Source organism: Paeniglutamicibacter cryotolerans, from assembly GCF_014190875.1.
Classification (GTDB): Bacteria; Actinomycetota; Actinomycetes; order Actinomycetales; family Micrococcaceae; genus Paeniglutamicibacter; species Paeniglutamicibacter cryotolerans.
The window spans coordinates 2,340,156-2,365,337 of sequence record NZ_JACHVS010000001.1; the positions used below are offsets into that span (position 1 = coordinate 2,340,156).

Annotated in this window: 16 protein-coding genes; 13 read left to right on the forward strand and 3 right to left on the reverse strand. The window is 69.7% G+C overall.

Annotated features, from left to right (window positions below; genetic code table 11):
- Window positions 1–622: 622 nt before the first annotated feature.
- The 3 genes from E9229_RS10790 to E9229_RS10800 all read right to left on the reverse strand — a co-directional run bounded on the left by E9229_RS10790 (window position 623) and on the right by E9229_RS10800 (window position 4,227).
- Window positions 623–2,293 carry a DUF885 domain-containing protein gene (locus E9229_RS10790; RefSeq protein WP_183511215.1) on the reverse strand — a complete coding sequence of 557 codons (1,671 nt, stop codon included), beginning with the start codon at window positions 2,291–2,293 and terminating at the stop codon, window positions 623–625.
- Window positions 2,294–2,404: 111 nt separating this feature from the next.
- The gene (locus E9229_RS10795; RefSeq protein ID WP_183511217.1) at window positions 2,405–2,617 is read right to left on the reverse strand and encodes an acyl-CoA carboxylase epsilon subunit; all 213 of its coding nucleotides are present in this window, start codon (window positions 2,615–2,617) and stop codon (window positions 2,405–2,407) included.
- Window positions 2,614–4,227: an acyl-CoA carboxylase subunit beta gene (locus E9229_RS10800; RefSeq protein WP_183511218.1), complete on the reverse strand. Its 1,614-nt coding sequence runs from the start codon at window positions 4,225–4,227 to the stop codon at window positions 2,614–2,616. The genes E9229_RS10795 and E9229_RS10800 overlap by 4 nt, the downstream gene beginning before the upstream one ends.
- Before the next feature lie 242 nt (window positions 4,228–4,469).
- Between E9229_RS10800 and E9229_RS10805 the strand changes: the two genes are divergently transcribed.
- The 13 genes from E9229_RS10805 to E9229_RS10865 all read left to right on the forward strand — a co-directional run bounded on the left by E9229_RS10805 (window position 4,470) and on the right by E9229_RS10865 (window position 25,135).
- A complete protein-coding gene (locus E9229_RS10805; protein WP_183511219.1) occupies window positions 4,470–5,321 on the forward strand; it encodes an SDR family oxidoreductase in 852 nt (283 codons plus the stop codon).
- A gap of 64 nt (window positions 5,322–5,385) precedes the next feature.
- A complete protein-coding gene (locus tag E9229_RS10810) occupies window positions 5,386–6,339 on the forward strand; it encodes a biotin--[acetyl-CoA-carboxylase] ligase (RefSeq protein ID WP_312855668.1) in 954 nt (317 codons plus the stop codon).
- A gap of 84 nt (window positions 6,340–6,423) precedes the next feature.
- On the forward strand, window positions 6,424–6,972 hold the full coding sequence (locus tag E9229_RS10815; protein WP_183511220.1) for a hypothetical protein: 549 nt from the start codon (window positions 6,424–6,426) through the stop codon (window positions 6,970–6,972).
- Complete coding sequence (locus tag E9229_RS10820; RefSeq protein WP_246380470.1) at window positions 6,953–8,278, forward strand: adenylate/guanylate cyclase domain-containing protein; 1,326 nt, start codon at window positions 6,953–6,955, stop codon at window positions 8,276–8,278. The genes E9229_RS10815 and E9229_RS10820 overlap by 20 nt, the downstream gene beginning before the upstream one ends.
- A 114-nt stretch (window positions 8,279–8,392) precedes the next feature.
- A complete protein-coding gene (locus E9229_RS10825; RefSeq protein ID WP_183511221.1) occupies window positions 8,393–14,488 on the forward strand; it encodes an Ig-like domain-containing protein in 6,096 nt (2,031 codons plus the stop codon).
- A gap of 55 nt (window positions 14,489–14,543) precedes the next feature.
- Complete coding sequence (locus E9229_RS10830) at window positions 14,544–15,518, forward strand: AAA family ATPase (RefSeq protein ID WP_183511222.1); 975 nt, start codon at window positions 14,544–14,546, stop codon at window positions 15,516–15,518.
- Window positions 15,519–15,537: 19 nt separating this feature from the next.
- On the forward strand, window positions 15,538–16,824 hold the full coding sequence (locus tag E9229_RS10835; RefSeq protein ID WP_246380471.1) for a DUF58 domain-containing protein: 1,287 nt from the start codon (window positions 15,538–15,540) through the stop codon (window positions 16,822–16,824).
- Window positions 16,821–19,235, forward strand: coding sequence for a transglutaminase family protein (locus E9229_RS10840; RefSeq protein ID WP_183511225.1), 2,415 nt, complete (start codon window positions 16,821–16,823; stop codon window positions 19,233–19,235). The genes E9229_RS10835 and E9229_RS10840 overlap by 4 nt, the downstream gene beginning before the upstream one ends.
- A 4-nt stretch (window positions 19,236–19,239) precedes the next feature.
- Window positions 19,240–20,439: an RDD family protein gene (locus E9229_RS10845; protein ID WP_183511226.1), complete on the forward strand. Its 1,200-nt coding sequence runs from the start codon at window positions 19,240–19,242 to the stop codon at window positions 20,437–20,439.
- Window positions 20,436–21,275 carry a PP2C family protein-serine/threonine phosphatase gene (locus tag E9229_RS10850; protein ID WP_183511227.1) on the forward strand — a complete coding sequence of 280 codons (840 nt, stop codon included), beginning with the start codon at window positions 20,436–20,438 and terminating at the stop codon, window positions 21,273–21,275. Before E9229_RS10845 ends, E9229_RS10850 begins: the two co-directional genes overlap by 4 nt.
- Entirely contained in the window at window positions 21,272–22,822 is a 1,551-nt protein-coding gene (locus E9229_RS19865; RefSeq protein WP_183511228.1) for an FHA domain-containing protein, read from the forward strand. The genes E9229_RS10850 and E9229_RS19865 overlap by 4 nt, the downstream gene beginning before the upstream one ends.
- The gene (locus E9229_RS10860) at window positions 22,819–24,402 is read left to right on the forward strand and encodes a serine/threonine-protein kinase (protein WP_183511229.1); all 1,584 of its coding nucleotides are present in this window, start codon (window positions 22,819–22,821) and stop codon (window positions 24,400–24,402) included. The genes E9229_RS19865 and E9229_RS10860 overlap by 4 nt, the downstream gene beginning before the upstream one ends.
- 25 nt (window positions 24,403–24,427) lie before the next feature.
- Window positions 24,428–25,135 carry a hypothetical protein gene (locus E9229_RS10865; RefSeq protein WP_183511231.1) on the forward strand — a complete coding sequence of 236 codons (708 nt, stop codon included), beginning with the start codon at window positions 24,428–24,430 and terminating at the stop codon, window positions 25,133–25,135.
- The last annotated feature ends 47 nt before the right edge of the window (window positions 25,136–25,182 follow it).

Here is a 25,182-nt window from a genome sequence, read left to right on the forward strand (position 1 = left end):
CTTTCGCCGGGATCGGTGTGGAAGCAGGACGCGTCATTCAGTACGGCTCGCCGAGTCCAGGAAACCTGTCGATGGCGAGCCTGACCGACCGGGAGCGCGCCGTCTGGTCCGAGCTGGTGTCCGCAGGCAATGCGGGGCAGCGTGCCCAGCGGCAGTTCGCGTCGGTCAATACCGTCAAGGGCCGGCTGCGCAGCCTCTACCGCAAGCTGGGGTGCCTCCGGGAAGGTGGCTGCGCTGCGCGAGGTGCGGCGCAGCGGCCTGATCTGATCCCGGCAGGGCCAGGCACGGGGCCCCTGAGGGCGGTTGCATCCTCCAAGAACCGCAACCACGCCACGATCAATTCCAGCATTGCCGAGGGGAGGTTCACCATGTTCCGCAACACCCGAAGCCACCCTCGGGTTCACCCTCCCGTGGGCCGCAATGAGCCGCACGAAGCAACGCTGGATCGGGAACGCGCTGACGCATCCATCACTCATGCAGTGTTCGACGTGCCCGGCGTCTTGCAGGGTCCTGGCCTTAACCACGGGACGGTAGCCGTTCTCCGCTCCGTCGGTTCGGGGCCCGGCCGGCCCCTGGACGCGCCTTCCGGCGGGTCCAGCGGACGGCCGCATCGGGGCGATTCCTAGCCGAGCAGTGCACGGCCCAGAGTGTCGAGGCCCACCGAACCCAGACGCAGCGCCTCGCTATGGAACGCCTTTTCGTCATAGCGCTCGCCGGCGGCGGCGCGCCGGGCATCGCGGATCTGTTCCCAGAGCCGCTGCCCCACCTTGTATGAGGGGGCCTGGCCCGGCCAGCCCAGGTAGCGCGTGTACTCGAACTTCAGCTGGCCCTCGGAGATGTCCAGGTTCTTCTCCAGGAAGCCGAAGCCCTTCTCGCTGGTCCAGGTGCCGGTGCCCCAGCGTTCGGGAACGGGCAGTTCAAGGTGCACGCCGATGTCGAAGACGACGCGGGCTGCGCGCAGGCGCTGGGCATCGAGCATGCCCATGTAGTCGCCGGGGTCGGAGAGGTAGCCCAGGTCGGCCATGAGCTTCTCTGCGTACAGGGCCCAGCCCTCGCCGTGCCCGGAGACCCAGCAGGCGTTGCGGCGCCAGTCGTTGAGCGTGTCGCGGGCCAGCACCGCCGTGGCGACCTGCAAATGGTGGCCCGGGACGCCCTCGTGGTAGACGGTGGTCAGTTCGGCCCAGGTGGTGAACTCGTCCTCGCCCTCGGGGACGGACCACCACATGCGTCCAGGGCGGGCGAAGTCGTCCGACGGGCCCGAGTAGTAGATGCCGCCATCCTGGGTGGGTGCGATCATGCACTCGAGCCGGTCCATCGGGGCAGGGATCTCGAAGTGCGTGGACGCCAGCGATGCCAGCGCCGCATCGGACTTCTCCTGCATCCAGGCCTGCAGTGCTGCCGTGCCCTTGAGCTGGCGGGCCGGATCGGCGTTGAGGGAGGCCTTGGCCTGATCGATGGTGGCCCCGGGGAGGATCTTGTGCGCCGTGGCCTCCTGCTCGGCGATGATCGCGTCGAGCTCGGCCACGCCCCAGGCGTAGGTCTCCTCGAGATCGACCTCAGCGCCCAGGAAGCGGCGGGACATGAGCGCATAGTATTCGCGGCCCACGGCATCCTTCTCCGGAGCCTGGGGCAGCAGCTCGGCCTCGAGCACGTCGGCCAGCCGGAGGTAGGCGGCGTTGGCCGCGGCGGCGCCGGTGGCCAGCCGCTCGACGGTGGCCGGGGGGAGATCCGGCTGCGCCGTGGCCAGCGAGTCGAAGAAGCCCCCGGTCTTGGCATAGCCGCGGGACTGCTCGGCGGCGATCAGCACCTGGCGACGGGCGGAGACATGGCCGCGGGCCTGCGATGTGCGCAACGAAGCGGTGAAGCCTTCCAGCGCGGCGGGCAGGTTGTGCATGCGTTCGGCGATATGTCCCCACTGTTCCGGGGTGTCCTGGGGCATCAGGTCGAAGATGGCGCGGGCGCTCTGCACCACCGACTCGATGTTATTCAGCTCGGTGATGCCCGTGGCGTGGATTTCCACCTCCAGGCCCAACCGCTCGGTCATCGCGTCGAGGGTGACCGCATCGACCGCGTCGACGGGTTCCAGCCCGGCCAGCTGCCCGAGCGTGTGGCTCGCGGCGTCGGCCATGGCATCGATGCCGGCGGGGGAGTAGTCGGCGTAGCCGGACTCGCTGCCCGGCAGGCCAAGCGAGGTGGCGAACTCCGGGCTCAGCTCCAGCAGGCGGTTGTAGTAGGCGGTGGCGACGGCATCGATGGGCGTGGGCCGGCGCGCGGCGGGAGTGGCGTTGGTCATGCCCACCAGCCTAAACGCTTGTGAAGCCTTTGTTGAAGGGTTTTGCCGGATTGGATTTCGCCGGCTGGCGGGGACGGGGTGGTCCCCACCGGCCGGCGACCGGGTTTTCGCTTAGAGCCGGCCGCTGCGCCAGGGGCCGGGAGCAGCCGCCAGCGCGAGCCGTCGACGTGCCTTGCGGCGGCGTTCGGATGGGCCGGTGGCTGCCGGGGGCGCCGATGCCGAGGCGGCACCGAGTGCCAGCACTACGGCCGTGACGGCGGCGATTTCCTCCTCGGACGGGTTGCCCGCAGTGAATTCCAGTACCGGGACCGGGTCGGCGCTCACAGCGGGATGTTCCCGTGCTTCTTGGCCGGCAGTGAGGCGTGCTTGTCCCGCAGGGCGCGCAGCCCGCGAACAATCTGCAGGCGCGTGTCGGCCGGGGCGATGACCGCATCCAGGTAGCCGAGCTCGGCGGCCTGGTACGGGTTGAGCAGTTCGGCCTCGTAGCCCTCGATGATCTCGGTGCGGCGTGCCTCCACGTCGCCTCCGGCTGCCTCGACGGCGGCGAGGTCCCGGCGGTAGAGGATGTTGACGGCGCCCTGGGCGCCCATGACGCCGATCTGGGCGGTGGGCCAGGCCAGGTTCAGGTCGGCGCCGAGCTTCTTGGAGCCCATCACGATGTACGCTCCGCCGTAGGCCTTGCGGGTGATCACCGTCAGCTTCGGCACGGTGGCCTCGGCATAGGCGTAGAGCAGCTTGGCGCCGCGGCGGATGATGCCGGCGAACTCCTGGTCCTTGCCGGGCAGGAAGCCGGGTACGTCGACCAGGGTCAGGATCGGGATGTTGAACGCGTCGCAGTTGCGCACGAAGCGGGCGGCCTTCTCCGATGCGGCGATGTCCAGCGTGCCGGCGAACTGCATCGGCTGGTTGGCGACGATGCCGATGGTGGCACCCTCGACGCGGGCGTAGCCAATCATCACGTTCGGCGCGTAGAGCGCCTGCATCTCCAGGAAGTTGCCGTCATCGACGATGTGCGAAATCACGGTGCGCATGTCGTAGGGCTGGTTGGCCGAGTCCGGGACCAGCGCGTCGAGCTCGAGGTCCTCGGCGGTGAGCTCCAGTTCCTGGTCCGAGTCCAGCAGCGGGGCCTCGGTGATGTTGTTCGAGGGGAGGAATTCGAGCAGTTCCTTGCAGAACTCGATGGCGTCGGACTCGTCGGAGGCCAGGTAGGTGGCGGTGCCCGTGGTGGCATTGTGCTGGCGCGCGCCGCCGAGGGTCTCCATGTCCACTTCCTCGCCGGTGACCGTCTTGATCACGTCGGGGCCGGTGATGAACATGTGGCTGGTCTTGTCGACCATGATCACGTAGTCGGTCAGCGCGGGGGAATACGCTGCGCCGCCGGCGCACGGGCCCATGATCAGCGAGATCTGCGGGACGACGCCCGAGGCGTGCACGTTGTTGCGGAAGATGTCGGCGAACATGGCCAGCGAGGCCACGCCTTCCTGGATGCGGGCGCCGCCGCCGTCGTTGATGCCGATGACGGGGCAGCCGTTGCGCAGCGCGAATTCCTGCACCTTAACGATCTTTTCACCGTTGACCTGGCTCAGTGAGCCGCCATAGACGGTGAAGTCCTGCGAGTAGACGGCGACCATGCGCCCGTCGACGGTGCCGTAGCCGGAGACCACGCCATCGCCCAGTGGGCGCTTGGACTCCATGCCGAAGGCGGTGGAGCGGTGCACGACCAGTGCGTCGAATTCGATGAAGGAGCCGTCGTCCAGCAGCATGTCGATGCGCTCGCGGGCCGTGTGCTTGCCCTTCGAGTGCTGGCGTTCGATGGCGGCCAGACCGCTCGGTGCCATGCTGGCTGCCTGGCGGCGGCGGAATTCCGCGATCTTCCCGGCTGTGGTGGACAGGTCGATCGCTGCCACGGCGTCGTCGGTACGGCTCTCGGTCATCCCGGGGCTCCCTTGGAGTTAGGTAGTAGTAGGAATGGCACAACGAACATGCCATCTCAGCCAGTCTAGTGACGCGAACGACGCCCACGGTTGTAGGAACCCTACAAATTATTCGGGGAGCAATCCGGGGTCGGCGGCCGGTGCGGGGATCGGCGCGGGTTCGGCGCGCCCCTCGGGGGGATGCCGAAAAATAAGTTACTTACGGGTAATAATTGACTGTTTCCTCCAGTAGTGTGGGTCGCATGAGCGAATCGAGCACCCCGGAAAACGCCGGAACCCTGGCCGGACGCACCATCCTGATGAGCGGGGGCAGCCGCGGCATCGGGCTGGCCATCGCCCTGCGCGCCGCAGCGGACGGAGCCAACGTGGCGATCCTGGCCAAGACCGGATCCCCGCACAAGCAGCTGGAGGGAACCGTGCATTCCGCCGCCGCCGCAATCGAGGCGGCCGGCGGCCGCGCGCTGGCGATCGTGGGCGACGTGCGCAACGACGAGGACGTGGAGCGCGCCGTCCGGGCGGCCGTCGCGGCGTTCGGCGGCATCGACATCGTGGTGAACAATGCCTCCGCCATCGACCTCTCGGACACCTCGGCGCTGTCCATGAAGAAGTACGACCTGATGCAGGACATCAACGTCCGCGGTTCATTCCTGCTCTCCAAGACGGCACTGCCGGCCCTGCGGGAGGGCACTAACCCGCACATTCTCACGCTTTCGCCGCCGCTGAACCTGGACCCGAAATGGGCCGGGGCGCACCTGGGCTACACCATGTCCAAGTACGGGATGTCGCTGACCACGCTCGGGCTGGCGCAGGAGCTGCGCGCGGACGGGATCGGGGTGAATTCGCTGTGGCCGGCGACGCTGATCGACACCGCGGCGATCCGGGCCATGCCCGGCGGCGAGCAGCTGGTCCGCGCCGCGCGCAGTCCGCGGATCGTCGCCGATGCCGCCCATGCGATCCTTCTCTCCGATGCCCGCACCCACACCGGAAACTTCCATACGGACGAGTCGGTGCTCGCCGCGGCCGGGGTCACCGACCTGAGCGTTTACTCCCTGGGCGCGCCCGAGGACCGGCTGATTCCCGACATCTTCCTGTAGCCCCGGGAGGATGTGCGCGGAGGGACGGCGGCGTCGACGGGTGCGGGCTCTGGAACAATTGTCGGTGCCCACCGATAAGCTGGGACGCATGAGTGCCACGATGCCCACAGACCCCGGAGCCCCCGGCCCAGACGCGGAGCCAGGGGAGAACCGCCCGCCGCTGGATGCCGCCGTCCTGGCCCGGCGGCTGGTACGGCCCGCCGGCGCCTTCGCCGTGCTCGACATCGTCGAGGACACCGGCTCCACCAACATCGATTTGGCCGACCGGGCCCGGGGCAGCCGGTATGACCTGGATGACCTTACCGTCCTCAGTGCCGAGCACCAGAGCGCCGGTCACGGCAGGTTGGGACGCGGCTGGAGCGCTCCGGCGCGCAGCTCGCTGGCTGTCAGCGTGTATTTCGCCCCCGGCCCGCCGGCCGGTTTTGCCCCCGCCGGCTACCCCTGGCTCTCGATGCTCTGTGCGTTGGCGCTGAGCGAGGCACTGGAAGCCGTGGCAGGCATCGACGCCGCCATCAAGTGGCCCAACGACGTGATTTCCGGGGGGGCCAAGATCTCCGGGCTGCTCGCCCAGCTCCTCCCGGGCGCCGGGGCCCCGGCGGTGATCGTCGGAGCCGGGGTGAACGTGTCGCTGAGCGCCGGGGAACTGCCGGTGCCCACGGCCACCTCGGTGCTGCTGCGCGGCGGAACCTGCCTGGATCGCACCGAACTGCTGGCCGGCTACCTGGAACGGCTCGGAGCGCTCTACGGCGGTTTTCGCTCGGTGGCGGGAAACCCCGAGCTGCCGTTCGCAGCCGGGGGCCCGGTCGAGGCCGGCCTGCGCGTACGGGTATCGGCGGCCATGGCTACGCTGGGGGAACGGGTCCGGGCCGAACTGCCCGGGGGAACCGAGCTGATCGGCGAGGCGACGGGGCTGGGCAGCGACGGGTCGCTGCTGGTCCGCACCGCCGACGGCAAGAACCATAGCGTGCTCGCCGCGGATGTGATCCACCTGCGCCGGGCCGACGGATCCTATGCCTGACGGGCGCGCCGCCACCGAAGCGCCTAGAATTGGAATGTTGGAGTGCCGGCCCGCGGGGCCGGAGGATGTGAAAGGTTCGCGTGGATGCGGTTGCGGTTAGAGCGGACCGAACGCGTCATCGTCAAAACCAGGGCCCACCCCCGGGCGCTCCGCCGTCCGCTGTTCGCCGGCTACCTGCTGCTGGCCGTCTTCCCCTTTGCCTTGGCGTTCCTCAGCAGGGGAAACCTGCCCGATGCCCTGGCCTCGATGGCGCCGGCCTTGTCGGTGGGCGCGGCGGTGCTCGGTGCGCTGCTGTTCATCTGGTGGTGCCTGCGGCCGCTGTGGAAATGGAACCGGCACCTCACCTACCTGACCAACCGGCGCCTGATCGCCAAGGCCGGGACCCTGACAACGGGCGAGACGGTGAGCCTGTACGCGGTGCACGGCATCAACGTCCAGGCCCGCGCCGAGGGCGGCCCGGGGACCCTGCGCATCGCCGCTGGGGAGAAGCAGGCCGTCTACCGGAACCTGCCGGGCGTGCATAAAATGGCGCACCTGGTGCAGGAGGCGATCATGGCGCTGCCACGTGGCCTGCGGGTTGATGGTGTAAATATGGAAGTCAACGAAACAACCGATGGGACCGAACATGGATGACCGGCAGCTGGCGACGGGCTCGCAGCCCCTGGCCCCGACGGCCGCCTCCGTGGCGGCCCGGGCCGGAGCCCAGCGGCCCGCAGCTGACGAGCCGCTGCCCTTCGCCGACGAGAGCGGCAGGCAGGCTCAGGCAGACCCGCATGGGAATGCCGACGCAGAGCCCTCGACCGCTGAAGTCGCCCCGGATGCCACGGGCGAGCCGGGCGAACCAAACGGGCCGGGTGAAGCGACGGAAAGCCAGGAACCGGACCCCGCCTCGACCCCGTTGTCCTCCCGGGACGCCGCCCGAGCATTGGAACGCAGGCTGCTGGGCGCCGAACGCACCATGCGCCGGCGCGAAGTGGCCCAGGGTGCCGGAGTCTCGCTGCTTTCGGCGCGCAAGCTCTGGCGCGCCATCGGCTTCCCGAACCTGGGCGACGAGGAAGTCTTCTTCACCGCTGTCGATCAGGAGGCGCTGCTGACCATGGTCGGTATGGTGCGTGAAGGCACCCTGACCGAGGAAACGGCCATCTCGCTGACCCGGTCCATCGGACAGATGACTGACCGCATGGTGGTCTGGCAGGTTGAGGCGCTGGTGGAAGACATGGTCCAGAACCAGGGCATGAGCGACCCCGAGGCCCGCCGTCAACTCGTGCACCTGCTACCGGACCTGCTCGAACCGCTGGAGGAACTGCTTGTCTACTCCTGGCGCCGGCAGATGAACGCCGCCGTGCACCGGTTGGTGCTGCGCGCCGAATCCGGGCTGGCGGCCAGCGCCGAGGGCCGCGACGGGTCCGAGGACGACGCACCCCTGCCCTTGGCCCGCGCCGTGGGCTTCGCCGACCTGGTCTCCTACACCTCGCTGTCGCGGCGCATGAACGAGCGCACGCTGGCCCAGCTGGTGCAACGCTTCGAGAACAAGTGTGCAGAGGTGATCTCGGTCGGCGGCGGGCGGCTGGTGAAGACGATCGGCGACGAAGTGCTCTTCATCGCCGAGACGCCGCAGGCAGGGGCGCAGATCTCGCTGGCCTTGGCGCGCGAGTTCCGCGAGGACGAGTTCCTGCCCGACACCCGCGTCTCGCTGGTCTGGGGCCGGGTCCTTTCGCGCCTGGGCGACATCTACGGGCCCACGGTGAACCTGGCGGCCCGGCTGACCTCGCTGGCCGAACCCGGTACGGTGCTCATTGATTCGCTCACTGCCGCGACGCTGGCGGATGACGACCGGTTCGTGCTCGAGCCGATGGAAACCACGTCCGTGCGCGGCTTCGGTGACATCAATCCGGTCCGCCTGGCACCGGGCAAGGGCGAGGGACTGGTGCTTGACTAGGCGCCACTCGGGGAGGGTCCATCCGGTTCAGCTCATCGGTTAGACTTATTCCGCGAAGGGTCCCGGCACTGGGTTGCCGTGGTGCCGCAGGACTCGAACACGAAGGTCACAAGCATGTCCCGTCGGGGATTCGAAGCACTCCGCTCCACCGCTTTCAAGGCGTCCGCGCTGACGGTTGCCGCCGCGATCGCCGTGACCGGTGCCGTGTTCTACCCCGGATTCGACACGGCAGACGTCGAACTCAACGACGGCGGCGTCTGGGTGGTCAACAAGGCGGCGAACAAGGTCGGGCACCTGAACTACCAGTCCAGGACGCTGGACGGCGGCCTGCTCACCCCGATCCCCTCCTACGACCTGGCCCAGAACGCCGACAAGGTCTTCGTGCGCAACCTGCAACAGGCGTCGCTGACCACCATCGACCCGGCCATGGTGGCCTTTGCGGATGACAATTCGATGCCGGCGAACACCGAGTTCTCCTATGGCTCAAAGGTCATCGCCGTAGCCGACGCCGACCGCGGCATGGTGTACGGGACCACCACGGCGCAACTGGCCGGATTCGCCTCGCAGGACAATGAACCGCTGCTCGATGCCACCGGGCGCGCGCTGAGCGTGGTCGGGGCAGACGACACCATCTGGGCTGTCGACCTGCAGGAAAGCCGTTTCCTGAGCTTCACTGCGCAGCCCGATGGCAGCTTCGCGCAGGGCCCGGAGCAGCGGATCGATGGCATCGACTCGATGGCCGAGCCCCAGCTGAGCGCCGTGGGGGACACCGCTGTGCTCTTCGACGCAGCCGACGGCCGCCTGATCACCTCCACCGGCATCACCACGACTCTGCCCGATCCGGGCCGGGCTCGCCTTCAGGTCCCCGGACCGGAGACCGGCGCCGTGGCCATCGCGCTGGGCGACCGCCTCGCCGAGGTTCCCCTGGACGGATCAGCCCCGATATACACGCAGCCCGGCGCCGGCGGCCGGCCGATCGCCCCGGTGCGGGTCGGCGGCTGCACCCACGCCGTCTGGACCAGTGGCGGCAGCTACCTGCGTTCCTGTGACGATGCCGCCCAGGACGAATCGGTGCCGGTCCCCGGGCTCGGCGCAGGAGCCGAGCTGGCCTTCCGCGTGAACCGCGACGTCGTGGTGCTCAACGACGTGACCAGCGGGCGCGTCTGGCTGGTCAACGACGGGCTGCAGGTGGTGGATAACTGGTCTGACCTGGATCCGCCCAAGGGCAAGGGCAAGGCAAAGGACGAGGACTCCAAGGAGATCACCGACGCCATCGAACTGCCCAAGCGCGGGGTCAAGAACAAGGCGCCGATCGCCAAGGCCGACAGGTTCGGTGTCCGCGCCGGACGGACCACGCTGCTGCCGGTGCTCTTCAACGACGTGGACCCCGACGGGGACCTGCTGGTGGCCAAGCTCAGCGGCAAGCAGCCGACCATCGGTACGCTGCAGGCCATCTACGACGGCACCGGCTTCCAGCTGGTCGTCCCCGAGAAGGCATCTGGCACCACGTCCTTCAGCTACCAGGCTGCCGACGGGCGCGGCGGCTTTGATACGGCGCGGGCGAGCATCCGGGTGGTTCCCGACTCCGAGAACAACGCACCGAACCAAGAGCGGATCACCACGCTGCGCGTGCGCCAGGGCGAGTCGGTGACCCAGAACGTGCTCACCGACTGGTCCGATCCGGACGGGGATGACCTGCAGCTGATCGGCGGGGAATCAAAGGACGGCGATGTGGTGCGGGTGCGCCCGGACGGCTCGCTGACCTTCCAGGACGGCGGCAAGAAGGCCGGACGCAAGGAAATTACCATTCAGGTCTCCGACGGGCGCGAGGGCACCCAGGGCCGGATCATCGTCGAAACCCTCACCGCACCCACCATCCCACCGCTGACCACCACCGACCACGTGGTCGCAAACGCCGGGGACCAGGTCTCCTTCGCGCCGCTGTCCAACGATGCGGACCCCTCGGGAGCCGGGCTGCGCCTGGCCGGGATCGACGACGTGGAGGGGCTGGAACTGAACGCCAACCCCGACGCCGGCACGGTGACGCTGCGCGGCAAGCGCGAGGGCACCTACTACGCCAAGTACGTGGCGACCAACGGCCCGGCCAGCGCGCCGGGACTGGTCCGCATCGACATCAGGAAGCCCGAGGGCAACGCCGGGAACCCGATAGCCGTGCGCGACACCGGGCTGCTGCCGGCCGGCGGCAACGTGCTGGTGAATGTGCTCGGCAACGACTCGGACCCCGCCGGTGGCGTGCTGGTGCTCACCGGCACCGATGCCCCGGCCAAGGCCCCGTTTTCCGTTTCGGTGGAACGCAACTCGTTCGTGCGCATCACCGACGTGCGCGGGCTGACCGAACCCATGAAGGTCAGCTACACGGTCTCCAACGGGACCGGTAGTGCCACCGGCGAGATCACTGTCATCCCGGTCCCGGCACCCCCGCGCCTGGAACCGCCGCGACCCGCGCCTGACAACGTGGTGGTGCGTGCCGGCGACGTCTCCACCGTCCGCGTGCTGGAAAACGACGTGCACCCCAACGGCGCCGAACTCACCCTGCTGCCCGGACTGAAGGAAGCGGACGGCATCGGCGCCGGGTCGCTGATCTCCGTCGCCGACGCCACTGTACGCTTCCGCGCCGGGGACTTCGGCGGCAAGCCGGCCCGCGTCTCGGTGGTCTATACGGTGGCCGGTCCCGACGGGCAGAAGGCAGATGCCCGCATCAACTTCCACATCCAGCCGATGAACGCTGCTGCCAACGCGGCACCGGCACCCGAAGCCGTCACCGGACGGGTTTTTGCCGGCGGGCGGACACTGCTGCAGGTGCCGCTGGACGGGATCGACCCCGACGGCGACTCCGTCTCGCTGATCTCCCTCGGCGCAGCACCGACGAAGGGCAGCGCGCGGATCCGCGGCGGCGCCATCGAATACACCGCCTCCCGGGGCGCCTCGGGCACCGACGTGTTCACCTACGTGGTCGAGGACCGGCCCGGCGCCCGCGCCACCGGCACCGTGATGGTGGGCATCGCCCCGCTCTCCACCAAGAACAACCCGCCGGTCGCCGTCAACGACTCGATCACCGTCCGGCCCTCCCGCCCCGTCTCCGTCGACGTGTTGGCCAACGACACCGACCCCGACGGGGACCCGGTGGCGCTGCTCGATGACTTGAACTCCGGCAACGGGGTGCAGGCAGCGGTGAAGAACGGGCGCATCGTGATCACTGCGCCCCCGGAGAAGGGCTCGGTCTCCACCCGCTACTCGGTCAGCGACGGGCGCGGCGGCAAGGCAAGCGCCACGCTGAGCGTCGAGGCCGATCCCCAGGCCCGGCTGCTTCCCCCGATCGCCCGCGACGACAGGGTCTCCAACCAGGACATCGTCGGAAAGGACAAGGTCTCGGTGCCGCTGCTGCTCAACGACGAGGACCCCGACGGGCGCATCGATGACCTGGTTATCACGCTGCCGGAAAAGCCAGCCGGCGTGGTGCTCGACGCAGATGCACTGGTGGTGCCGGTGCGCGCCGATCCACAGGTCATCGCGTACACCATCACCGACCCGGACAAGCTCACCTCCACGGCATTCGTGCTGGTGCCCGGCGTCGGTGTCGATGGCCCCGCACCGGCGCTGCGCAGCGACGTTCCCCGGGAGGTCATGGCCGGCGATACCCTGGCCCTGAAGCTCGGTGACATCGTTGCGGTGCGCGATGGACGCAGCCCCCGGCTGACCGGCGAGGCAAAGGCCTCATCGGTACCGCAGAGCACCGGGGCCCTGGTCCGCTCGGCCACCGGGCTTGCCTTCACCTCCGACAAGGCCTACTCGGGCCCGGCATCTGTCACCTTCGAGGTCACCGACGGCAAGGGCCCGGACGATGCCGAGGGAAAGACAGCAGTACTCTCGCTGCCCATCACTGTGCTCCCGCGCCCCGAGGAAAACCAGCCCCCGACGCTGCAGTCCAACGCCCTGCAGGTCGCTGCTGGCGAGGGTGCCGCGACACTTGACCTGCGCGCAACGGCCACCGACCCGAACCCGGACGACGTGCCCAAGCTGGCCTTCGCGCTGGGTGCCAACCCGATCGCCGGGCTCGATGTCGCGCTCGTGGACGGGCACACGCTGAGTGTCAGCGCACCGGCCAACACTCCCAAGGGCACGGCCGGCACGCTGACCGCGACCGTGACCGACGGCCGCTCCGACCCGGTCCCGGCCACGATCGAGGTGGCTGTGCTGGCATCCACCCGCGAGCTTCCAGTGGCGAACCCCGATACCGTGTCCGACGCACACCAGGGCCGGCCCGTAGCCATCGACGTGTTGGCCAACGACCACAACCCCTACGCCGGGGAGGGGGAGCTGAAGCTGATCTCCGCCACGGCCACGCAGGGCGAGGGCGGCATCGAGGTCCGCGGGAGCAAGCTGGCAGTCACTCCGGCGGACGACTTCGTGGGCACGCTGCTGGTGCAATACACCATCGGTGACATGACCGGGGATCCGGACCGGCAGGTCAGCGGCACGGCATCGGTGAACGTGCTCGGGCGCCCCGCTGCGCCGGGACTGCCACTGGTTGAATCCAGCGGTGACCGCACAGTAGCGCTGCGTTGGGACGCCCCGGCGAACAACGGCTCGGACATCACCCACTACACCGTCACCGGCGACGGTGTCTCCCAGCGCTGCGCCACGACCACCTGCACGCTCACCGGGCTGACAAACGACAAGGCCTACACCTTCAGCGTCACTGCGACGAACGCCGTGGGCGAATCGGACCCCTCGGCAGCCTCGGCCGAGGCCAGGCCCGATGTCGAGCCGGAGCAGCCCGCCCCGCCGACCACCACCTACGGCGACCAGGAGGTGGCTGTTGCCTGGATGACACCGGTCTCCAAGGGCTCACCGGTCACCAGCTACGCGTTGGAGATCTCCCCGGCCCCGGCCAACGGGATCTCCCAGGTCACCGGCATCACCTCCACCGGGTATACGGCCACGGGGCTGGCCAACGGCACCGCCTACCAGTTCCGCGTCCAGGCGCTGAACTCGGCGGACAAGCCATCGGAATTCAGCTCCTACTCCACCGCCGAGATCCCCGCGGGAAAGCCGTTCACACCGGATGCCCCGGTCGCCGAACGCGTGGAATCGGTCGTCGACGGCGGGTCGGTCGCCGTGCGCTGGAGCGCCCCGGGTGACAACGGCGCCTCGCTGCAGCAGTACACGCTGCGCGTCTTCGAGGGCGGCTCGGTGGTCCGCACCATCGACGCCATCGCCGCCGGAACCACCGGGCAGACGCTGACCGGGCTCAAGGCCACCGGTTCCTACTCGTTCGGCGTCACTGCCCGGAACAAGGCCGGTGCCTCCGAGCCCAGTGCCCGTTCCAACGCCGTGACACCGTACGGGCGCCCGGGCTCGATGGCCAAGCCGAAGGCCACGGCGACCGGGACCTCGAACCAGGTGCGGCTTCAGTTCACCGCCCCGGCGGCAAACGGCTCGCCGATTACCGGATACCAGGTCTCAGGTGGCGGTGGCAGCTGGACTGCCATCTCCGGCCCGGGCGCCATCGTCGGCACAGCGGCAAACGGGACACCGCAGTCCTGGGCCGTGCGTGCCCTCAACGCCGCCGGTCCGGGCCCGGAAAGCAGCATGTCAGCTCCTGAATCCTCCTACGGCCCGCTGTCCGATGGCGGCGGGCGCTCGGCCAACCACAACGACAACTCGGTCACGTTCACCTGGAACGCCAACGACAACTCCTACGCCAACGGCCGCCCGGTCACGCTGAAGGTCACAGCCAACGGCTCAGCGGTCAACGCCGCGTCCGGCCGGCACACCGTGGGCGGCCTGGGCTATTCGACCAAGGCGACCCTGGTGGTCACCGCCACCGATACGCAGGGCCAAAGCGCCAGCTGGACCATCGATGACACCACCAATCCGGCACCGCCGCCGCCGAAGGTACCGTCTGTGGCGCTCAAGCGAGGTTCCTTCATCAACGACGGAACCACCTGCACCATCAACTGCTACAAGTACAACGTACAGCTGCAGGACCTGGCGGGCAGCACGAACTACGAGGTCAAATGCATGAGCAGCCAAGGGGAAATCGACGACATCCCGCAGAACGTCACCACCGACGCTGCCGGCAACTGGGGTCCCGGAGACATTCCCTGCTGGGTCGGAAAGGGCTACGGTAATCCGTTCTGGGCCGAGGTCGGCGGGATCAGCTCGAACCGGGTTCCCGACTGGTGACCGGCACTGCAGCACCGATGCCCATGACGAAGCACCGATTTCCAGGAGACGACAGATGACGATGACCACCGAGCAGGCCGAATGGTTTGCGGGGACCTTTGAACGCCTCTCGGCGAACATCGGCACGGCTGTGCTGGGCAAGGAGCACCCGGTGCGCCTGGTGCTGACCGGGCTGCTGGCCGAGGGCCATATCCTGCTCGAGGACGCCCCGGGCACCGGCAAGACGATGTTGGCCCGGGCCCTGTCGGCGACGGTGCAGGGGCGCCATGCGCGCATCCAGTTCACCCCCGACCTGCTGCCATCGGACGTCACCGGCATCACCGTCTACGACCAGAAGAGCGGGGAATTCACCTTCCACCGCGGCCCGATCTTCGCCAACATCGTGCTGGCGGACGAGATCAACCGGGCATCGCCCAAGACCCAGTCGGCGCTGCTGGAGGTCATGGAGGAGCACCGGGTCACGGTCGACGGGACGACCTACGCGCAGGAGCGCCCGTTCCTGGTCATTGCCACGCAGAACCCGATCGAGCAGGCCGGGACGTATCGGCTGCCCGAGGCACAGCTGGACCGCTTCCTGATCAAGACATCGATCGGCTACCCGGACCGCGAGGCAACGGTGGCACTGCTGGCCGGTGCCGGGACCCGCGACCGTTCGGCTGCGCTGAGCCCGGTCATCACCACCGCGGCCGTGGCGGAGATGATCGACCTGGCAGCCACGGTGCACGTGGACGTGAGCGTGCTTGACTACGTGGCCCGGCTGACCGAGGCCACCCGCGAGAGCCCGGACACCCGGCTCGGTGTATCGGTGCGTGGCGCGCTGGGGATGGTCCGTGCAGCGAAGGCCTGGGCGGCGTCCGCCGCGCGCAACTACGTGCTGCCCGATGACATCAAGGAGCTGGCTCCCTACGTGTTCACGCACCGCCTGGTGCTTGACCCGGAGGCCGAATTCGCCGGTGCCACGGCACAGGGCGTCATTGAACGCATGCTCATCGAGGTCCCGGCACCGCAGCATGCCGAGGCGCGGTCCTAGGGCCCGAAGGCACCGGAAGATGAACAGCACACCAGTACCGGGCCCGGCCCGGGCATTTCCCGCCGTGTGGTGGCGCCGCGCCACTGCCCGTGCGGCGACCCTGCGCACCCCGGCCGTCGACCGGGCACTGGCGGCATCCGGCGCCCGGATCGCACCGGTGCTCGATGTCATCACGCCGCTGGGCCGGCTGCTGGCGGGGATCTCGGTGCTTGGCTGGGTCCTGGGCCTGGCCTTCGGCTGGCAGGAGGCGAAGGTCGCCGCGCTCATGGGCACGCTGCTGCTGGTACTGGCCATCGGTTTCATCCTGGGCCGCTCCATCTACTCCGTGACACTGGACCTGAACCGGACCCGGGTCGCGGTGGGGGACCGGGCTGTGGGCGGCATCGACGTGTCAAACGCCTCGGCGCGCCAGCTGGCGCCCTCCGTGATGGAACTGCCGGTGGGCCGGGCAGTTGCCCGTTTCAGGGTGCCGCGGCTGACCGCCGGACAAACGCACCAGGACCTGTTCACCATCCCCACGGCCCGGCGCGCCGTGCTCTTGGTGGGCCCGGTGCGCACTGTGCGCCAGGACCCGTTCGGGCTGCTGCGCCGGGCGGTGCGCTGGACCGGTGCCGTCGAGCTCTTCGTGCACCCGGTGACCACCGCGCTGGACGGTGCCTCTGCCGGTTTCATCCGCGACCTCGAGGGAGTGCCGACCCGCGACCTGAGCGACTCCGATGTCTCCTTCCACGCGCTGCGTGACTACGTGCCGGGGGACGACCTGCGCCACGTGCACTGGAAATCCACCGCACGCACCGGCACCATGATGGTGCGCCAGTTCGAGGAGACCCGCCGCTCGCACATCGCCTTGTCGCTGAGCACTGCTGCCACCGACTACCTGGAGCCCGGGGACTTCGAGCTGGCAGTGAGCGTGGCAGCATCGATCGGCCGCCAGGCCATAGCCGAGCAGCGCAAGCTCGACGTGCTGACCCAGACCGGGCCGCTGCGCACCGACTCGGGGCGCCGGCTGCTCGATGACCTGACCCGGGTGCAGGCGGCCGACGGGTGCGCAGCGCTGGCAACGCTCAGCCGCACCACGGCCGATGCCGTCCCGAACGCGTCGGTCGCTTTCCTCATCACCGGCCCCGGCACCACGGCGGCACAGCTGCGGGCAGCAGCCATGCACGTTCCACTGGGGGTGCGGGCCCTTGCCATCCGCTGCGGCGGTTCGCTGGAAACCGGCAGGTCGGGCATCGGTGAACTGACTGTGCTCTCGCTCGGAGCACTGGATGACCTGGGCCTGCTGCTGCGCAAGGCAGCCGCATGAGGGCCGCCAGGACCACCCGGACAGCCAGGACCACGACGGGTACCGGTTCCCCGGCACGGCGGCTAGTGGACGCCGGAGCTCTGTTTTTGGCACTGGGCGCCGGGATGCTGGGGCTGAACTCCACCTTCGCCGGGGATCCGCGCTACCTGCTTGCCGGTTTCGGTTCGATCGTGCTGGGCCTGGGTATCGCCTCCGCGAAGGTGCGGTTCGGGCTGGGCTTCGCAGCAACGGCCGGCATCGTACTGGGCACCTACGTGCTTTTCGGCACGGTGCTGGCCACGCCGACCGAGGCAACAGCCGGCGTGCTGCCCAACGCCGAGTCGCTGCGCACGCTGCTGGCCGGTGTGGTGCTGTCCTGGAAGGGCCTGCTGACGGTGGCGGCGCCCGTGGGCATCGGCGGGGGCATGCTGGTGGTGCCGTTCTTCTCCGGGTTGCTCACGGCGCTGGCCGCCGGGCTGGCCGCCTGGCAATGGCGGCGCCCCGCGCTGGCCTTGGTACCCGTGGCGCTGCTGTTCGTGCTGGGCATCGCCCTGGGCACCCGGGATGCGCCGCTGCCGGAGCTGCGCGGGCTGGTGCTGGTGATGGTTTCCGTCGGCTGGCTGGCGCATGTGAAGGTGCGGGACACGGAACGGGCCGCCACAGCCGCCAGCGCCAGCGATCCCGGGGCCGAACGCTCGCTGCTGTTGAGGCGTGCAGGTGCCGGCGCCCTGGTGCTGGCCTTGGCCGGCGGGATCAGCGCGGCAGCGACGCCGCTGCTGGACACCGGTGCACGCTCGGTGCTGCGGGACGTCGTCGAGCCGCCGATCGACCTCTACGACTACCCGAGCCCGATGATGAAATTCCGGGCCTATGCCAAGGACCTGGACAAGGAGGAACTGTTTACCGTCGCCGGGCTGCCCGAGGGCGAACGCGTACGGCTGGCGGCGCTCGACGCCTACGACGGCATGGTCTTCAACGTGGACCCGCGTTCAGGCGGGAACTTCTCCCCGGTCGGGGACAGCGGCAACGTCGGAGGCGGAGCGGGCACCGGCCAGCGCCGCGGATCCGGCGTGCTGGACATCGAAATCACCGGATACGACGGGGTCTGGCTGCCCGGTGGCGGCACGCTGCGCGGTGTCGACTGGCACGGCCCGCGCGCCACGGAGCTGGCCCGCTCGCTCTACTACAACGCCGATGCCGAAACGGCCATCGGCACGTCCGGGATCCGTCCCGGCGACGGGTACCGGGCAACTGTGGAGTTCCCGGCCAAGGTCCCGGACAACGAGCTGAAGGGCCACGGGTTCTCCACGCTGAGTTTGCCCCAGCTGGCCAACGTCCCGCAGGCTGCGGCGGGCAAGGGAGCCGAGTTCGCCGGCAATGCCTCGACGGCGCTGGGACGGGCCCGCGGCATCGAACAGATGCTCAAGACCAGCGGATACTTCTCCCACGGCAAACAAAACGAGGTGCCCTCGCTGCCCGGCCACGGGGCGGCCCGCATCGCCGCGTTGCTGGGAGCCGAGTCGATGATCGGCGACGACGAGCAGTATGCTGCTGCGATGGCGCTGATGGCACGGGAACAGGGCATGCCGGCCCGCGTCGTCATGGGTTTCTACCCGGAAACGTACGACGAGTCGGCAGCCGTGTCGATCACCGGTGCCGACGTCCACGCCTGGGTGGAGATGGCGTTCGAGAACGTCGGCTGGGTGGCGTTCGACCCGACACCCGAGCGCGACAAGGAGCCGACGCCGCCGCAGCAGCAGCCGCAGTCGGTGCCGCAGCCCCAGGTGCTCCAGCCCCCGCCGCCGCCGCAGGACGAGGCACGGCTTCCCCCGGAGACGGCACCGGATCCTCAAGAAGCACAGAACGAGGACAAGCCGCTGGAACTGGTGTGGCGCAACATCGGCGCCGTGGCGCTGTGGACGGGTGTGCCGGCGCTGCTGCTCTTCGCGCCGCTGGCGCTGATTGCCCTGCTGAAGCGCCGGCGCCGGAGCCGGCGCCACGCCGACGGCGGGCCCGGGGACCGCGTCAACGGCGGCTGGCATGAGGTGCTCTCGCTGGCCACCGACCTGCGCGCCGAGCCCGACGACCGCGGTACCCGACGCGAAAACGCCCTGGAGCTGGCAGCAGGCTTCCCCGGGTCGGCCGGCACAGTGGTGGTGTTGGCCCGCCGGGCCGATGCCGCGGCGTTCGGCCACCAGGAGCCCGACGAAGCACAAGTCACCGGCTATTGGGAGTTGGTGGACGAGCAGCTGGAACGGATGCGTTCCGCGGCCGGCTTCATCGGGCGCCTGCGGGCCCGCTTCTCCGCGCGCTCGCTGCGGCGCGAGTCCCGGCGCCGGAAAGCGGCCGCCGACGCCCGGCACGGCGGCGGGGTGTGGCGGCGGCGCGGCCCGCACCTCCGTAGAGTAGATCCAACAAAGACAAAGGAGTAACCCAGTGGCACAAGCCCAGAACCTGGTCAACGCCCCCGCGGGCAGGCGGCTGGGTGCAGCGCTGCTCGATGCAGTGCCGTACCTGATCGCCTACGGGGTGCTGCTGGCCATGATCCCGGGGACGCTGGGCAAGGCCGCCCCGGGGCAGGCGGTTTCCGCCGTGGCCCTCGTGGGACCCTCGCTGTTCATGCTGGCCTACTCGGTCTTCCTCTGGGGCTGGGAAGCGAGGGCCGGTAAGACGCCGGGCAATGTGCTGCTGGGCATCCGCACCACCAACGAGGACGGTTTCGCCCCGGGGTGGGGCCGGGTCCTGCTGCGCCGGCTGGTCATCGCCGTGGCGAACATCGTGCCGGTGGCCGGTCCCGTCGTTGTCCTGCTCTCGAACCTGTGGGACGCCAACTCGCAGCGTCAGGGCTGGCACGACAAGGTCGCCAAGACGCTGGTCCTCGACGTGCGCGCCGGACGCAACCCGATCACCACCGGCGGGCTCTTCGGGCCTTCGGCCTTCGCTCCGCAGCAACCGGCGGACCTGTCCGCCCCCGCCGGGTACCGGCAGCCGGCCGCCGCGCAGTTTACCGGGCAGTTCGACGATCAGCAGTTTGACGCGCACGGCTACCCGGGTTCCGCCGGTGCGGACGCCACCGGGGTAGCGCAGCAGCAGCCGGGCCCCATTACCGCAGTCCCCGGCGCGGCCGCGGCAGGCGCCGGATCACCGGCGCAGCTTCCCCCGCCTCCGCCGACCGACCGGGATCCCGCGCCGGCGGATGCCGACCGGTCCTTCCCGGTGGCATCGAATGATTCCTCCGCGTCCGCGTCCGCGGTCCCGGACCATGAGGCCGAGGACACGAGGCTGCATGCGGCAGTGCCTGAGCCGGAAGCGGCGCTGCTGGCCTTCGACGACGGGCAGTCCACCGTGCTTCTCCAGACTGTACTGATCGGCAGGAATCCGGCCCCGGCATCGGGGGAGGGACCCGTCGCGCTGTTCAACGTCGCCGATTTGGGCCGCTCCGTGTCCAAGACCCATCTGGCGCTCACCCTGCACGATGACCGGGTCTGGGTGACCGACAGGAACTCCACTAACGGCTCGGGCATCACCGGTGCCGACGGCGCCTTCCGCCCGCTGGAGCCCGGGGAGCCCGTACCGGCGCGCTTCGGCGACACGGTGCACTTCGGCGACCGCAGCTTCGAGGTGCGCCGCCCATGAGCGCATCCCAGGCCGGGGGCCGCGGGTTCACCCTGCGCCACGGATCGCTGACCGACCGCGGGCTGCGCCGGGCCTTGAACGAGGACGCGCTGCTGGCGCTTGACCCGGTCTTTGCCGTGGCCGACGGCATGGGCGGACACGAGGCCGGCGAGGTGGCCAGCGCCGTTTGCATCAAGACGCTGACGGCTGCCGTGCTCGAGGCCCGAGGGACGGGAGTCCCGCTGGACCCCGAGGCGCTGCAGAAGCTGATGCACCTTGCAGATGCGGCGATCCGCGACGCCGCGCAATCCCGGGCCGGGACCACCTTGTCGGGTGCGGCGCTGGTCAACGAGCAGGGTGTTCCGTACTGGCTCGTGTTCAACGTGGGCGACTCGCGCACCTACCTGCTGCACCAGGGCGAACTGTCCCAGGTCTCCATCGACCACTCCGAAGTCCAGGAGATGGTCGAGGCCGGACAGATTACCGCCGAGCAGGCGATAGTGCACCCGCGGCGCAACATCATCACCCGCGCCCTGGGCACCGGGGAGGACAACGAGGCCGATTTCTGGCTGGTGCCCGTCAACTCCGGCGACCGCATGCTTATCTGCTCCGACGGGTTGACCGGCGAGGTGCGCGACGAGCACATCGCCGAGGTGCTGCGCAGGATCAAGGACCCTCAGGCGGCGGCCCAGGAACTGGTCGAGGCGGCGCTGCGCAGCGGTGGCCGGGACAACATCACCGTGGTCCTGGTCGACGTGCTTGCCGCCGAGCCCGAGGCCGGGGCCGAAGACACGTTCCCGCGCCACCTGAACACCACGGGGCGCCCGCGGATGACGCCCGAAGGAGCATCGGCGTGAGCAGGACCCTTGAATATACGCCCGGGCACTGGTTGGCACTGGTCCGCGCGGACCGCGTGCTGATCGTGCCCGGCGACACCCCTCCGGACACGGTGCGCGCGCTGTGGCAGGCGCTGGCGTCCGCACCCGGGCTGGAGTGGGTGCTGCAGGATCTGCTCGGCGCCCACGGCATGGACCTGGGCAGGCTCTGCCCGTTCGGGATGGCCACGCTGGACCCGGACCCGCAGGTGCTGCTGCGTGGTCCGATGGCCCTGCGCGCCACCTCTCCGGCCGGCGACACCGAGATCGATGGCTCCGGCGTCGGCACCTGGACCGAGCGCCGGATTACCTCCGCACACAGCCTGGTCCTGGGGCCGGTTCCCGTTCCTGCCACCGGCTCCGGCATCTGGTGGCCGCTGCGCGAGGGGATCGTGCTGACCGGCGGGGTCCGGGCCGGCCAGGCCACCTCGGATGCCGCACCGGTTCCCACCATCAAAACGGCCACCGAACCGGTGCTGGCCGGCGAACCGGTGCCGTTCCCGCAGGCCGCCCGCGCAGCAGGCGATACAGTGGTCCCCGCATCGTATGAAACCGAGGACGCTTCCAGCCACGGGCTCGTCGAACCGGTGAACCCGATGGAACCGCGCACGGCCCCCGATAGCGCACCCGGGAACGTTGCCGCGGGGGACGACACGCTGCTGTCGGCGCCGAAACGCCCCCTTGGGACGCTGGCAGCCGCCGCACCAACACCACCGACACCCGCGGCCATGGCCGATCCCGATGACCTGGACACGATCCTGGGCAGTGCCGTCCTGAAGGTCGCCGCACCGGCACCGGCACCCGTGCCGATGCCCGTTCCGTCCACCCCGACGCCAGGGCTGATCGAATCGACGCCGTGGACCGGGCCGAAGCCGGCCGCCGTCGCGCCAGCTGCCGCTTCAGCCGCCGCACTGCAACCACCGGCCGCACTGCAACCACCGGTCGCACTGCAGCCTCCGGCTGCGCCGGAGGGCGACCACGACGGGGACACCTTGCTGCGCGGGTCCCTTCCCGGGCGGTCCGGTGCCCCGGCGTCGGCATCGTCGACTTCATCGGCGGGCCTCGACACGGGGCCGTTGGTCATTTCCCGCACCTGTGCCGCCGGCCATGCGAACCCTCCCACTGCGCTGCGGTGTTCGCGCTGCCCGTTGGTCCTTGAGGCCGAGGTCGGGGAGTCGGCACGCCCACCACTGGGACGGATGGTGCTTTCCGACGGGCAGCAGATCGAGCTGGACCGTTCGGTCATCGTCGGCCGCCAACCCCACAGCCCGCGTGCATCGAGTGCCTCCATGCCACGGATGCTCCAGGTCAGAAGCCCTTCGGGCGATATTTCGCGCTCGCATGTCGAGGTGCGCCTCGATGGCTGGCATGTGCTGCTGGTTGACCTGAATTCCACCAACGGCACCCGGCTGCTGCGCCCCGGCCAGGCACCGCGCCGGCTGGGCACCGGCGAATCGGTGATGCTCTTCGCCGGTGACACGGCCGATCTGGGCGACGGGGTCAGCCTCGGCTTCGAGGACCTTCCGTGAGCGCGCGCAGGCCCCCGGCCGATCCGCCGCGCATCGCCGGGTACGACTACGTGCGGTTGCTGGGCTCCGGCGGTTTCTCCGATGTGTACCTCTACCGCCAGGACCGGCCGCGCCGGCAGGTTGCCGTGAAGGTGCTGCTGGCCGGGCCACGGACCGACAGCGCCCGGACGAGCTTCGAGTCGGAGGCCAACCTGATGGCCCAACTCTCCTCGCATCCATACATCGTGACCATCTTCGAAGCCGATGTCACCGCTGCCGGGCACTCCTACCTGGCCATGGAGTACTGCTCGCGGCCCTCGCTGGAGGCCCGCTACAAGAGCGCGCCGCTGGGCGTGGACGAGGTGCTGGCCATCGGCATCCAGGTCGCTTCGGCAGTGGAAACCGCGCACCGGGCCGGCATCGTGCACCGGGACATCAAGCCGGCGAACATCCTGGTCACCGACTACAACCGCCCGGCCCTGACCGACTTCGGCATCTCCGGAACCACCGACGAGCCGGATGAGGACACCGGGCTGTCCATCCCGTGGTCCCCTCCCGAGGCGTTCGGTGCCGAATCGCCCTCCGGGGTGCGGATGGATGTCTGGTCGCTCGGCGCCACGCTCTACACGCTGCTGGCCGGGCATTCGCCGTTCGTGCGCCGCGGCGGGGAAAATACGCAGCGCGAGCTCATCGGCCGGATCTCCAGCTCGGAGCTGCCGTCGCTGAATCGGCCCGATGTGCCGGCATCGCTGGAACGCACGCTGGCCACGGCACTGGCCAAGGATCCGGCACTGCGCTTTGCCTCGGCCCATCAGCTGGCCCTGTCGCTGCAGCGGATCCAGGGCGAGCTCGGGCTCTCGGTCACCGACTTCGAGGTGCTGGAAGACCCGGCCGGCCCCGCAGCGCCGGAACCCGAGGAGGGGCAGGCCACCCGGGTTCGCCGGGTCACCTCGATCGACCCCGAGGCCCGGGTCTCTGCCGCGACGTCGCGGGCGGCCCCGGGAACCCCGCCGGCCGTTTCCCCGGTGCGCCCTTCGCCCTTCGCCCCGCCGCCCGCGTCCGATGGCAGCGAGGCCGGGGACGCGACCCTCATGCGCCCGCGCCGTGCCGAACGGCCGGACCCCGGCCTGGTCCAGCCGTTGTCCCCGGCCCCGGTGACCGCGGCGGTGCACCGTTCCCCGGTCCGCCTGCTGCTGGTCGCCGGAGCAACCATCGCCGCGATCGTGGCGGGTGCCATCGTGGTGGGAAACATCGTCGGATCTGCGGCGATGGAGCCCCAGCCGGACGGGCAGCCGCTGCTCACCCAGCCCCCGGCCGACCCGCTGCTGGGAGCCGGGATCCCGGTGCCGAAGGTCACCGGCTTTTCCGCCAGCAGGGCCGAGGGCTCGGTCGATTTCAGCTGGAAGAACCCTGACCCGCAGCCGGGGGACAGCTATTTCTGGGCCCCGGTCTCGGCCACCGAAACCGGGGCGGACAAGGCCGTGAAGAAAACGGAAGCGGGCACCGCGCCGCGTCGGGGCGAGCCGACCTGCATTCAGGTCACCCTGGTCCGCAGCTCGGGCAGGGCCTCCGAACCGGCGCGCTATTGCGCCAAAGACTGAATACCAGCACCTAGGAAAGGACGACATGGACACGGCATCGGCAGTGGCTGTTGATTTTGCCGGCGAGTGGTTCACCGTCGCCGATGAGCAGGTCTTCGCGATCGGACGCGAGGGCGACCTGGAGATCGACGACAACCCGTACCTGCACCGCCGCTTCCTGACGGTGGCGTGCTACGACGGGATCTGGTGGCTCTCCAACGTCGGCTCCCGGCTCTCGGCGACCGTCACCGACGGCACCGGGGGCATGCAGGCGTGGCTCGCCCCCGGCGCCCGGATTCCGCTGGTGTTCACCCGCACCAACGTGGTGTTTACCGCCGGCCCCACCACCTATGAGCTTGCGGTGCACGTCACGGCCCCGCCGTTTCGACAGGAGTCGAACCCGAACGATGCCGACGGGGAGACCACTATCGGCCCGGTGCTGATGACGCCGTCGCAGCGCGCCGTGATCCTGGCCCTGGCCGAACCGATGCTGCGCCGCGAGGGTACCTCGATGAGCGCCATCCCGTCCTCGGCGGCGGCGGCGGCCCGGCTGGGCTGGCCGATCACCAAATTCAACCGCAAGCTCGATAACGTGTGCGAGAAGCTGGACAAGTCAGGTGTCGCCGGGTTGCGCGGCGGGACCGGGCGCCTGGCCACCAATCGCCGCGCCCGGTTGGTGGAACACGCCGTCACCTCGCACCTGGTCACCCCGGCCGACCTGCCGTTGCTGGACGTGGCGCCCGCCGCCGACTGAACGCCGCAGCGGGAGCCGCACGCGGCGCTCCGGCAGGTGCCGCAGGC

Bases quoted from the DNA above. Each gene is read 5' to 3' on its own strand.
- E9229_RS10790 (WP_183511215.1), bottom strand. From the start codon at position 2,293: ATGACCAACGCCACTCCCGCCGCGCGCCGGCCCACGCCCATCGATGCC.
- E9229_RS10800 (WP_183511218.1), bottom strand. From the start codon at position 4,227: ATGACCGAGAGCCGTACCGACGACGCCGTGGCAGCGATCGACCTGTCC.
- E9229_RS10805 (WP_183511219.1), top strand. From the start codon at position 4,470: ATGAGCGAATCGAGCACCCCGGAAAACGCCGGAACCCTGGCCGGACGC.
- E9229_RS10815 (WP_183511220.1), top strand. From the start codon at position 6,424: ATGCGGTTGCGGTTAGAGCGGACCGAACGCGTCATCGTCAAAACCAGG.
- E9229_RS10820 (WP_246380470.1), top strand. From the start codon at position 6,953: ATGGGACCGAACATGGATGACCGGCAGCTGGCGACGGGCTCGCAGCCC.
- E9229_RS10825 (WP_183511221.1), top strand. From the start codon at position 8,393: ATGTCCCGTCGGGGATTCGAAGCACTCCGCTCCACCGCTTTCAAGGCG.
- E9229_RS10830 (WP_183511222.1), top strand. From the start codon at position 14,544: ATGACGATGACCACCGAGCAGGCCGAATGGTTTGCGGGGACCTTTGAA.
- E9229_RS10835 (WP_246380471.1), top strand. From the start codon at position 15,538: ATGAACAGCACACCAGTACCGGGCCCGGCCCGGGCATTTCCCGCCGTG.
- E9229_RS10840 (WP_183511225.1), top strand. From the start codon at position 16,821: ATGAGGGCCGCCAGGACCACCCGGACAGCCAGGACCACGACGGGTACC.
- E9229_RS10850 (WP_183511227.1), top strand. From the start codon at position 20,436: ATGAGCGCATCCCAGGCCGGGGGCCGCGGGTTCACCCTGCGCCACGGA.
- E9229_RS10865 (WP_183511231.1), top strand. From the start codon at position 24,428: ATGGACACGGCATCGGCAGTGGCTGTTGATTTTGCCGGCGAGTGGTTC.